The sequence below is a fragment of the Dolichospermum circinale AWQC310F genome, from assembly GCF_000426925.1.
Classification (GTDB): domain Bacteria; phylum Cyanobacteriota; class Cyanobacteriia; order Cyanobacteriales; family Nostocaceae; genus Dolichospermum; species Dolichospermum circinale.
This window is the reverse complement of the sequence record NZ_KE384695.1, coordinates 1-11,635: the sequence shown is the minus strand read 5'-3', so window position 1 is coordinate 11,635 and position 11,635 is coordinate 1. Positions and strand designations below refer to the sequence as shown.

The following is an 11,635-nucleotide window of genomic DNA, read 5'->3' as shown; positions in this document are numbered from 1 at the left end:
GAAGAAATTTTATTACAAGAAAAAAAAGTGCAAAATATGGAGGAAGAATGGCAAAACATTAGTCGTAATATGCCATTTGATAGTCAACAGAAATTTTATACCCTAAGTATATACATTAAATATAAACATAAAAAATCCAATAGTGGTTTCTGGTGCAAAACCGATAAGACACCATTTTGTCTAATCAACTTTCCTTATGCGTGTTTAAATTATTTGGAAGAAGAACAAAAATATACATTTGAATTTTCTTTTATAAAAGATCGTGATATTAGAGTGGATAAAGGAAAGATTTACCCACAGTTCACGATAACGGGAATAAAAAAGATAGAACCCTATTTGATAGAAGTTGAAAAAAATATATTAAATCAACGACTCAATAATAAACAAAAATTAGAATCAAATAATTGGGTTCAAATATTAACACAAAAAGACATAAAAGAAAGAGAAAATCAAGTCAAAACTCTAGAGAATGATATCAAAAAACTTGAAAAGCAAATTAAAGACTTAGATGAATTTGTAAAAGAACAACAAAAATTATTACCATTAATAGAACAAAGAATAAGAAAGACATTTTTTAAAACTATTAAATGGCAAAATATTCAAGGTTTTACATCTTCAATGACTTTTATTCAAAATATAAGTTATCGAAACGCTTTAAATTCATATAAAGAAATATTAAAATCTGAGGGAATAGATTTGGAAGTTTTTGATCTTTATGAAAAAGCTACAACTTATGGTATGAGAGAAATACCTCAAATTTATGAATTATGGTGTTTAGTTTCTATAATTAAGACATTAAAAGAACCATACGGATTTCAATACAAATCACAGGATATTCGTACACTCCTAAAAGTTATTAATCCTGAAAATAATAACTTGAATAATCAGGTAACTATTAATTTTAAAGGAGACTTGAATGGGAGAACAATTACTTTATATTATCAAAAAACACTCCCAAATAATAAAAGACCTGATTTTATCCTGGAAATATCCATTAATGATAGAAAAATTTATCTTGTGCTTGATGCTAAATTTAAAAATTATAATTACAAAAAATCTTTGAATTATGAGATAAAAAATTTAAATGATAAATATAGCGACACGGATTATTATGTTTTTATCTTACACCCCTGTAATGATTTAACTGGTGAAAAGAAACCAGTAAAAATGACAAATCATGGAGGTGATAAAATTTATTTTGGTGAAGAAGAAGATCAAAAACCTACATTTCCATTTCACAAATATGGATATATTACGCACAAACCAAATTTTACAGATAACCTAAAAAAATTAATTGGAATGGCTTTTGAGTATCTTTTAGAAAGTAATAAAAATGCAAACAATGGAACTACAAAAGATCCAAAACCTACTAATGATTTATTTTGTTTGAATTGTGGTAGTACCAGCGTAGATCTTCACCCAAAACAAGATGCAAAAAAATACACAGCAGACTGTAGAACTTGTGGACATCAAACACACATAAACTATTGCTGGAATTGTTCAACAAAATTATTTAAACATGGCTATTATTGGGACTATCATAAAACATCTGTTTGGAGTAGCTTTGATATTCATTGTCCCAATTGCGGTATGGCATTTGCAGATAAACCGTGAAATTTGCAGATAAACAGATTTTTGACATCTGACGCACTCTATTAATGACTGTGTTTTAAGCTACAGAAAAATTTGCAAATTGCCGATATTCAGGACGAATAAACCCTGATATATAACCCTGAAAAATGCTATAATATAAACCAATCCCAAGCTATGTATGAAATATGAAAATAATTCTAGATAACTTAGAACCCAACCTCGTCGAAAATCTCAGATATCAAGCAGAACAACATGGACGGACTCTAGAGACTGAGTTAAAACTAATTTTAACACAAGCTGTTACCAAAAATCTCCAAGAAAACTTTCAGGAACAAACATTAATTCCTCTAGAAATATTAGCAGCACAGGTAAAAGAGTCCTTGCATAATCAAGGATATCATTCCCATAAGCAAATTATTGATTTAGTTCAAGATGTAAAAAGAGAAATAGCTGAAGAACATTTATTAAAAGCACAGCATGACAATGAGTTATGATATCTCTCAACGTCTATTTTGAGACACTAATATTTATATTATTGGTGTGGCTAATCAGAATAGTTATGAAAGAAAAATATTAAAATCAAAATCTGTAAACGGCCGATACTCAGGACGAATAAACCCTAAAACCATATCATCCTTTCCGTACTATCCCATTCAATGTAGATTTTACCATCAAAATTCGCAAATGAAACACCACTGCATGAACCCTACCTGTTTTATCCCAATTTATAGTAAATATATCTATTATACAATCTCTCTAGGAGCAATACATAAGTATTTTTTCGTTTTATACAACCAATATTTAATACATTAAATTATCTATTTACTGATCTCTGTTGTCATTCTGCTTCGTGAATAGTCCTAAAAAAGTAGTAAATTAAAAAGTGCATCTAGTAGCATTAAAATTTTGATTAAATCACCTGTGCGGAAAATCGTTATTGCTGGTAACTGGAAAATGTTTAAAACCCAGGCAGAATCCGCAGCCTTTTTAAGCGGATTTTTGCCTCACCTGGAGGAAACCCCCTTGGTACGAGAAGTGGTATTATGTCCTCCTTTCACCGATTTAAGCTTGCTGTCCAAATTTTTGCATGGTAGCCGTGTAAATTTGGGAGCGCAAAACGTCCACTGGGAAGAAAATGGAGCATATACGGGGGAAATCGCTGCCCCTATGCTCACAGAAATCGGTGTGCGTTATGTCATTATTGGACACAGTGAAAGACGGCAATTCTTTGGGGAAACAGACGTAACTGTCAATCTCCGTCTCAAGGCCGCTCAAAAACATGGACTCACTCCCATTCTCTGTGTTGGAGAAACTAAACAACAACGAGACGCAGGGGAAACAGAATCAATAATTAGCACCCAGTTAGAAAAGGACTTGGTACATATTGATCAAAACAACTTGATTATTGCCTATGAACCAATTTGGGCTATTGGTACTGGTGATACCTGTGAATCCAAGGAAGCAAATCGGGTAATTGGCTTAATTCGTGGTCAATTGACTAATCCCTTAGTTCCTATTCAATATGGCGGTTCAGTCAAACCGAATAATATTGATGAAATTATGGCACAACCGGAAATTGACGGCGCTCTTGTTGGTGGAGCTAGTTTAGAAGCTGATAGTTTTGCCAGAATTGTCAATTATCAATAATGGGGATTGGGGATTGGGGTAATTAACAATTTGGATCATGTATTATGTCTGATCAGTTAAATATCGGAAATCACTGTTTTGTCTGGGGAAGGCGGACTTATATCATGGGGATTTTAAATGTCACCCCTGATAGTTTTAGTGATGGTGGTAAATTTAATACTATCTCCGCCGCTTTCACCCAAGCACAAGCAATGGTTGCCGCTGGTGCTGATATCATTGATATTGGTGGACAATCAACTCGTCCAGGGGCGAAGCAAATATCAATAGATGCAGAACTTGAGCGGGTTCTATCTGTTTTGGAGGTGCTACGTCCAGTAGTTGATGTCCCGATCTCTGTAGATACAACGAGGTCTGAGGTAGCTAAAGCAGCTATCCAGGCAGGAGCAGATTTAGTCAATGATATTTCTGCTGGTACTTATGATCCAGAAATGCTGCCAACTGTGGCTAGTTTCAATGTGCCAATTATCTTAATGCACATCCGTGGAAAACCGGAAAATATGGTCAATTTCACGGATTATCAAGACTTAATAGGTGATATTTACAGCTTTTTATCCCAGAGAATTATTGATGCTATCCGGGCAGGAATTGACCAAAATAAAATCATTATTGATCCTGGTATTGGTTTTGCTAAAAATCATGAGCAGAATTTAGAAATTTTCCGCCGCTTGCGATCGCTAAAAACACTTAATACTCCGATTTTAGTAGGAGCATCTCGCAAGAGTTTTATCGGTAATATCCTCAACCAACCAGATCCAACATTACGGATTTGGGGAACGGCCGCAGCCTGTTGTGCAGCCATTTTTAATGGTGCAGATATTCTGCGAGTTCATGATGTTCAAGAAATGCAAGAAGTAACTCTGGTGACAGATGCCATTTTTCGTCATTCCTACTAATTACAGCAGTTTCCGATGTGATGAGGTACAAATATTAATCATAAAAATCTTGTGGTGCGGGCATCTTGCCCGCTAAAAGTGTACCTCATCTAGATAAAATACACGATATCAATTAGCTCCATTACCATTACCGTTACCAGGGTTTTTAATGTGATTTTCTTGTACCGAATCAGAAATCAACTCTTGGAACATTTCCGTTGAGTTAGCAGGATCTACAAACACAATTTTGGCATTATTGCTGGCACCCAGTTTCTCACTAGCATCTACGTAATCTTGGGCAACAAGATACCGTAAAATATCCTTACTTTCAGGATGAGAACGTAAGGCTTCAGAAATAATCTCTATAGATGTTTTAGTTCCTTTCGCCCTCTTCACCGCCGCTTCTTCCTCCCCTTCTGCGGCTAAAATCGCGGCTCGTTTTTTTATTTGCGCGTTCTGTTGCTCTTCCATTGATTTGCGTACAGTCTCCGGTGGGGTGATACTCTGAATATCTAATCGCGTGATTTCAACTCCCCATGTAACTGTAATTGAATTTAATGCCCCTAATACGGTTCTGTCTATCTTATCTCTAGACATATTAGTATCCTCTAAGGAATTTTGGGCGATATTTTCCCGGAGGGTAGTTGTAGCTATATTTGCTAGAGACTGTTCTAGATCATCAATTGCATAAAAGCTTTTCTCAATATCTTTAATCCGCCAATAAACAATTGCATCTACTTCTAAGTAGATACCATCTTTAGTGATTACATTTTGCGGTTTAATATCTAAAAGCTGCTCTCTGGTTGTGTTTTCCATCACAATCTGATCAATGATGGGAACAATGAAACTCAGTCCAGGGTTAAGTTTACGATGATATCGTCCTAATCGTTCAACTAAAGCAACATTCCCTTGATTTACCATCTTTGCAGAGGCTAAGGCATAACCTACCAGAGCTAAAAATATAATCAAAATTATTGGGTCCATGATCTTCTCCTCTTTCAGCTTTGGGCAGAATTGATTTCAGGGTGATGGTTATACTGTATATTAACTAACTGTAAGTTTAAATGTCTTGAATGTATAGTTTTTGAATAAAAATTGTCAATAATCAACAGCAAAGAATGTTCGATCAAGATTTGATCAGCATTTCTATCCATTAAACTGTTTAAAGTCATGACGGACAAAATTTTCTTTGCTACTACATAAACAAGGTTTACCTATGGTTTGGCTTTAGTCAGGGATAGGTGGACTAAAACAAAATTCAAGTTTTTAACCCACGCATTATCTGGTTTTTGTCCGTTTACAGTCGTTATTGTAACGTGCTAAAAGCATCTTCTAATCGCTGATTTAAGTATAAATCTAGATTGTACAAATCTACTCTAACAATTAATTGCTTTTTTTAATTGTTTTTTTTCGCTCTTTTCTTTTTCTCTGGTTTGAGTAAGGGAGCATTTAACGCTTCATATTGACTAAATAAAAATTCAATTCGATTTAATTCACTGACAAAGGGCTGGGGACGATAACATAAGTCTACGGCTTTATCTAATATTTGATGTGCCTTTACTAAGTCTGGTGGCATTGTCAAGGGATCATACAAATCAGCTAAACTACTATCAGAATATTTTACTCTGGTGTCTAACACTGCTTGCGCGGCTGTTTCTACTTTCTGTTTTTGCTTATCATTGACGTTTTCAGGAAAGGGATAGTTATTATAAACGATGGTATTGGAATAGCGATAATCACTTTTTAATCTTCCACATACATATTTTACCCATGTAATGTGCATTTCTGAAGTGAGAATACCAAATAAATAGAGAGTAGCATTAGGTATTAACAAAACTTGATCATTGCCAATTATATTTTTGCAAATAAAACCTATGGGAATATATTTTCTCCTTTCTGAAGAAACACGAGGTACAAGTAAATAATCTGTATCAGGTTGTGCTATCTGACAAAATAGAGTAGGTGTAGTTGCAAATTTTTGAGTAGATACTGCTTTACTTTCTAAGCGGAACTGTTTAACTTTATTTACTCGTTTTAATACCTCTGGTAAAGCTTTGAGTTCTTTTGGAGAAATATCAACAAGCCAAAGACAATAGCGACTATATCCATTAATAAACTCCTGCGCTCCTGTATAGGGTCTGATCCATTTTTCAGCTTGAGGTTCAATCTTAATAAATTCTTCTTTTTCAGTTTCAGTAAAAATAAGATTACCACCATCTCGTGGCATACTTCCAAAACGCATTAAAGGAATATTAGAAATGGGAAAACTTTTATTAGTGATAATTGTGTCACTTCCATCTACCAGATAAGGATTGATATTTTTAGCTTTTATTGTCAGTGGTTCACTCTGAATATCCTCATAATCAGAAATATATTTTTCGGTAATATCGAAGTTAGCAAAACCAATAATTACACAATGTACAGCAGCATTTCCTTTAGCTTCATTACTCCATTTAAAAGTACGATGAGCAAAATGAATTTTAATCTTATATTTATTAAATAAAATATTCCAAAGTATAGCGACTTGTTCACCTTGTGATATAGAATTTGTGGAGACAAAGCCTACTTTTATTTGGCTATTTTTGATAATTTTTGCTGCTTTTATATACCAAGCACAAACATAATCTAAAACACCTATTCCTTTCTCTCCATGAAAAACATGATCAATATCATTTCTTTGTTGAGCATTCATAATCATTGCACCAACAAATGGGGGATTTCCTAAGATAAAACTTAACTTTTCCTTCTCGACAACCGTTTCCCAGTCAATTCTTAATGAATTACCATGAACAATTTTCGCAGATTTAGTTAAAGGAACTCTAAAAAAATATTGACCAAATTCATGACTAACCTGAATATTCATTTGATGATCAATTAACCACATTGCTACCTCCGCAACACGCACCGCAAATTCATCATATTCAATACCCGCAAATTGATCTACATTAACCTTAATAATATCTTGAATGTTAATAAATTGCTGTCCATTTTTATTCAATGCTTGCAAAATTTTAATTTCTAGATTTCGCAATTCCCGATAGGTGATAATTAGGAAATTACCACAACCACAAGCAGGATCAAGAAAATAAAGATTAGCAATTTTTTGATGTAATTCTTGGAGTTTACCCCGATTACTTTTGACCTTTTCCAATTCTAAATATAAATCATCTAAAAATAGAGGTTTAATCAACTTTTGAATATTTTTTTCCGAGGTATAATGAGCGCCTAAATTTCGTCTTTCTGTGGGATTCATGACCGCTTGAAACATCGAACCAAAAATAGCCGGTGAGATTTTACCCCAGTCAAAACCACAAACTTCTAAAAACATTTCCCGCATTTTGCTATCAAAAGCAGCCGGTTGTAAAACCTCCTCAAATAACTTACCATTCACATAGGGAAACTGAGCCAAATTAGTATCTAAATTTGTTAATCTTTTTTCTGGTGGTGTATTTAATGTATGAAAAATAGAAGCAATGTGCATTGCTAAATCACTACCATCTGATTTAGTATGTAAATCAATATATTCCCAAAAAATACCCTTATCAAAAATGCCTGTATCATCAGCAAATAAACAGAAGAGTAACCGCACTAAATAGACTTCTAAATCATGACCTCGATAACCAACCGCTTCTAGTTTATCATGTAGTTTACCCATTAGTTCAGCCGCTTGGATATTGACCGGATCTTCATCTTTATAGGTGCGTTTTTCATAACCAGCAATAAAACCGAATAAATGAACCTGATTAATAAAATCTTTTAGTTCAAATTCTGTGGTAATATTAGTATCCAAATCGTAGAGTTTAAACTTTTGAAAATCAGAAACCAAAATATATTTTGGTAATTCATGTTCTTTTAAACCAGGGAAATAATCTTTGGCTTGCTGCATAGCTTTATCGAGACTTTTCCCCCTAGATTTATGTTCTACTAAAATTACACCCTTCCAGAGTAAATCAATAAAACCTTGTTTATTATCGGCTTTTTTGACAGATTGTTCAAATGTTGCCACCCGGCGACGAGAAATACCAAAAACATGAAAAAACCCATCCCAAAATGATTTAGCTTCTGCATCTTCTGAGGTTTCATGTTCCCATTCTTGAGAAAATGCGATCGCTCGGCTTTTAATTTCGTTCCAACTTAATGGCATAGTTAATAATTTCTGGGTAAAGAATAGTGGTTTTAAGTTTATATTTTGCAGTTTCTTAATTATAACTGGTAAGTAATTACTGTTCTAGGGAATCATATAGGATATAATACACTATTTTATCACTTGCATTAAATAAATATTCAAACTTTCAGGGGTTTCAGCATGGTCACTAAATATTTTAAGTGCTTGTTCATTACTAATGATAGGACTTGGACTACTATGGTCATTATTAAAAGCAAAACTTAATTTTTCGCTGATAAACAATTTGCTTTTATTAGAGTCTATTAAAATTAATCTTAAAAAGATTAACAAAAACCACATTTCATATTTACCTCTAAAAACTTGATCATGTTCACAATTAGTAAATTCGTCCATTTTATTATTTAAAGTATCTGCTGGAATTTCTGGAGCATTTGGAAACTTTTGTTTAATTTTTTCCAAGTCATAATTTACCGAAACTGAGTCTAAAGTTAAATAAATAAAATCTTTGGGGAATTTACAGCACTTCACGGTGTTATGAGGTACATATTTAGCGGGCAAGATGCCCGCACCACAAGAGTTTCATGATTCAACTTTGTACCTCATCAGATCGGAAACCGCTGTATCATCTAGTTCTACACCTGTTTTTGTTCCTGTAGTGTTTCTAATTTCTATCAAACAAGCATACCAAGCATTAAATAATTATGTCATAAGTTGTCAAATAGCTCTATTCAAAATTTCATTAGCTAAAATGTTTCAGTCTCTCCCCTTTTCTGTAGTAATTGAAAAAACGAATTATGGAAAATAAAAAATCCATAATTCGCTGCAAAAGAGAGAGTCGGTAGTAAGCCGGGTTCTGTTCTCTTGCGAGGGCAGTTATCTATCTGGGATGCTTGTTACCAAACACCTCTAGCGGCTCTTTTTCAGCGGAACCGGTAAAAGACCAACCATAGTTCCTCCGGCCTTGCTCCCAACCGGGGTTTACCGAGCCAGCGCCTCTCGACGCTGCTGGTGCGCTCTTACCGCACCTTTGCACCCTTACCAACCAATAAATTGACTGGCGGTATCTTTCTGTGGCACTATCCTCACGATCACTCGCACTGGACCTTATCCAGCAAGTTTGGTCTTTCGGGAGCCCGGACTTTCCTCAAACTAGTCTGAATGACTAATCTGCAACTGCCTACGCCTACTCTCCCCCTTTCTCTAGTTTACTTTTAATTACATGAAAATCGCAAGACTTAGATCCCTGATTTTTTCAAGCAGTCGGGGGTGTTCCTAGATTACTTTTTATTCCAAGGTAAGGCGTAGGTCCAAGGGAGTTTTTTAATAGTAAAAGGACAATTAATAATTGACACTGGGGGAACATTTATTCCCGGTGCTATACCGACTCTCATTTCTGAAATTCGCAATACAAGTTGTAAGGAAAATTCTAAATTTTTTTTACCATCTAAAAAGTCTTTGTATAACTTTTTATTTCCTTTAACTCCCGCTACATTGATTAACGGTGAAGCTGGTTTATAGACTCCTGATTCTTTATCTCTTTGAAAAACATCTTCGGCGGTGACATTTTCAGAAATTGTCTTTTTAGGGGCGATAATTGTCGGCACTTGGGGTATAGCTAAATCGCGGGTTAAGTCAGGAGATTTGCGAATTACCCGCCGCGACTGCTTGCTATGTTCAACCACAAAAGAACTATTATCCCAGTCAACATATATAGCAATACTGTCTGATTTATTTTCAATACTCATGGATAATTCTTTTAAATCATCTTGCACTTTATCTAAACCATAAGTACCTGTTTTAAAGGAAATACCCACTGTCTCCTGAAGATTTTGTTCTTTTAATTGATTATCAACAGCACCTTTTTGGAAATCAACTTTGACTATATCGTCTATAGATTCAATCATGCGATTAAATGTCCAATAGACGGTAAGTATATAAATCATCAAAATAATCAGATTTTGGTCGCCATTTTGCATTTTTATAACCCTGATCTTCTACCAATTGACAAATGGTAACATAATCTGAACTATGATTTGTCTGATTTCTTTAATTTCTGTGATCAACTTGTGTGATGTGATTGGATATGATTTTCGTATGTGTGACTGTAAATCATGAAAAATATACTTTTCTTTACCCAGGCTTACCCTACCTTATGGCATTACTATCTTAAATCATGATCATCACCAAAAAAATCTGCCCAAATTCTAGTTTAGACAGTTTAAAAGCTAATAAAATCACCTGATCAATTAACTTGCGTGTTCCCAGTCACTGAGTGATTCAGACTGCTGATTTTTTCTTTTTGTTTTACGGAGTGGTACTTGAGGAGTTCCAATATCAACAGGAGAAAAGGACTGCTTCTTTTGAGCAGATTTGCGTTCTTTTGTATTATTCATGACTATTTTCACTTGCTTAAAACTTTCAACTCTATTTAAGTTTTCAATGTTTATTTAGCCACTACCGGACAAAAGATTGAGTTAATTATGAGAAGATTAAGCATTTATCAATCTATCAATCTCTAATATCTTTAAAGATTTTTATATTTAGTAGTTTCTAATACAAATTCTTGCTTTTAACCTCCAATTATCAGATTTTATATCAGGTCTTAATTACCAAAATTTTGAAGCATGGAATATGGTTTCTAAAAACATACAGCAGTTCCCGATCTTATGAAGTACAAATATTAATAATAAAACTCTTGTGGTGCGGGCATCTTGCCCGCACAAGGTGTACCTCACTCAAGCTGAACTTGCTGTAATACTTGAGATACTCCACTTATGAGAATAAGTGGAGTATCTATCTACTAAAATCACATAAATTCCGACCTGGATCTTCGTCTCTGTGCGCCCTCTGCACCTGAACGGTTCATTTCTAACCAATTATTCATATAATGTGGTAATTCCTGTTTAATTCTACTACTAACATTAATACAAACGTGCCTAGTAATTGCCTTAGCAACCATTACCTCATCTACTGTAATTTCGTAAGTAATTTCAAACTTATCTAAACCTATTTTTTCTGGTAACAAACTAATCACTAAATTGTCACCACAAGACATAGGACGTAAAAAATCTACATTAGCATGAACAATAGGAAAAGCTAAAGATGGATTAGTAAAAAATGATTTAATATTAACACTAGAAGCTGCTAATGAAGCCTCATAAGCTTCATGACAAATTCTCAAAACATTAGCGAAATAAACTACTCCAGCCGCATCAGTATCTTGAAATCTTACAGTGTAGTAATATGTAAAAGCCATGTTTAATTTCCTAAAATTCAAGCTGCTATTGTAAACTATAATAAATAATTATAGTCCTAATTAACCACAAGGAACCTGAGTTCGATATAAATAATCATCCTGAAAACTAATTATATCAGACTTTTCTCAATTAGCAATGAT

Annotated in this window: 10 protein-coding genes and 1 other RNA gene; 4 read left to right on the top strand and 7 right to left on the bottom strand. The window is 34.0% G+C overall.

Translation table 11 applies throughout. From position 1 onward, the window contains the following. From ACIR310F_RS22710 to folP, 4 genes are all read left to right on the top strand, one after another. Positions 1 to 1,614: nuclease domain-containing protein (locus ACIR310F_RS22710; RefSeq protein ID WP_196803223.1), on the top strand; the 1,614-nt coding region annotated here is incomplete at its 5' end. A 164-nt stretch (positions 1,615 to 1,778) separates the two neighbouring features. Beyond that, positions 1,779 to 2,087, top strand: a complete 309-nt coding sequence (locus ACIR310F_RS22705) for a FitA-like ribbon-helix-helix domain-containing protein (protein ID WP_035368129.1) — start codon at positions 1,779 to 1,781, stop codon at positions 2,085 to 2,087. A 427-nt stretch (positions 2,088 to 2,514) separates the two neighbouring features. Then, positions 2,515 to 3,240 carry a triose-phosphate isomerase gene (gene tpiA, locus ACIR310F_RS0115235; RefSeq protein WP_028084568.1) on the top strand — a complete coding sequence of 242 codons (726 nt, stop codon included), beginning with the start codon at positions 2,515 to 2,517 and terminating at the stop codon, positions 3,238 to 3,240. Between the two features lie 44 nt (positions 3,241 to 3,284). Continuing rightward, entirely contained in the window at positions 3,285 to 4,133 is an 849-nt protein-coding gene (gene folP, locus ACIR310F_RS0115230) for a dihydropteroate synthase (RefSeq protein WP_028084567.1), read from the top strand. A 108-nt stretch (positions 4,134 to 4,241) separates the two neighbouring features. Here folP and ACIR310F_RS0115225 read toward each other — a convergent pair whose 3' ends face one another. From ACIR310F_RS0115225 to ACIR310F_RS0115200, 7 genes are all read right to left on the bottom strand, one after another. Further along, complete coding sequence (locus ACIR310F_RS0115225) at positions 4,242 to 5,096, bottom strand: SPFH domain-containing protein (RefSeq protein WP_028084566.1); 855 nt, start codon at positions 5,094 to 5,096, stop codon at positions 4,242 to 4,244. Between the two features lie 412 nt (positions 5,097 to 5,508). Then, positions 5,509 to 8,256, bottom strand: a complete 2,748-nt coding sequence (locus ACIR310F_RS0115220; protein WP_028084565.1) for a class I SAM-dependent DNA methyltransferase — start codon at positions 8,254 to 8,256, stop codon at positions 5,509 to 5,511. Between the two features lie 111 nt (positions 8,257 to 8,367). Next, positions 8,368 to 8,796: a DUF4435 domain-containing protein gene (locus tag ACIR310F_RS22700; protein ID WP_051289678.1), complete on the bottom strand. Its 429-nt coding sequence runs from the start codon at positions 8,794 to 8,796 to the stop codon at positions 8,368 to 8,370. A 268-nt stretch (positions 8,797 to 9,064) separates the two neighbouring features. Continuing rightward, an RNA gene (gene rnpB, locus ACIR310F_RS23740) (RNase P RNA component class A) lies at positions 9,065 to 9,429 on the bottom strand. A gap of 86 nt (positions 9,430 to 9,515) precedes the next feature. Continuing rightward, positions 9,516 to 10,214 carry a hypothetical protein gene (locus ACIR310F_RS0115210; protein ID WP_028084564.1) on the bottom strand — a complete coding sequence of 233 codons (699 nt, stop codon included), beginning with the start codon at positions 10,212 to 10,214 and terminating at the stop codon, positions 9,516 to 9,518. Between the two features lie 270 nt (positions 10,215 to 10,484). Next, on the bottom strand, positions 10,485 to 10,631 hold the full coding sequence (locus ACIR310F_RS26275) for a hypothetical protein (protein WP_196803222.1): 147 nt from the start codon (positions 10,629 to 10,631) through the stop codon (positions 10,485 to 10,487). A 413-nt stretch (positions 10,632 to 11,044) separates the two neighbouring features. Then, on the bottom strand, positions 11,045 to 11,494 hold the full coding sequence (locus ACIR310F_RS0115200; RefSeq protein WP_028084563.1) for an acyl-CoA thioesterase: 450 nt from the start codon (positions 11,492 to 11,494) through the stop codon (positions 11,045 to 11,047). Between the last annotated feature and the right edge of the window lie 141 nt (positions 11,495 to 11,635).

Coding starts and splice junctions, on each gene's coding strand:
- ACIR310F_RS22705 (WP_035368129.1), top strand. CDS start 1,779: ATGAAAATAATTCTAGATAACTTAGAACCCAACCTCGTCGAAAATCTC.
- folP (WP_028084567.1), top strand. CDS start 3,285: ATGTCTGATCAGTTAAATATCGGAAATCACTGTTTTGTCTGGGGAAGG.
- ACIR310F_RS0115225 (WP_028084566.1), bottom strand. CDS start 5,096: ATGGACCCAATAATTTTGATTATATTTTTAGCTCTGGTAGGTTATGCC.
- ACIR310F_RS0115220 (WP_028084565.1), bottom strand. CDS start 8,256: ATGCCATTAAGTTGGAACGAAATTAAAAGCCGAGCGATCGCATTTTCT.
- ACIR310F_RS0115210 (WP_028084564.1), bottom strand. CDS start 10,214: ATGCAAAATGGCGACCAAAATCTGATTATTTTGATGATTTATATACTT.
- ACIR310F_RS26275 (WP_196803222.1), bottom strand. CDS start 10,631: ATGAATAATACAAAAGAACGCAAATCTGCTCAAAAGAAGCAGTCCTTT.
- ACIR310F_RS0115200 (WP_028084563.1), bottom strand. CDS start 11,494: ATGGCTTTTACATATTACTACACTGTAAGATTTCAAGATACTGATGCG.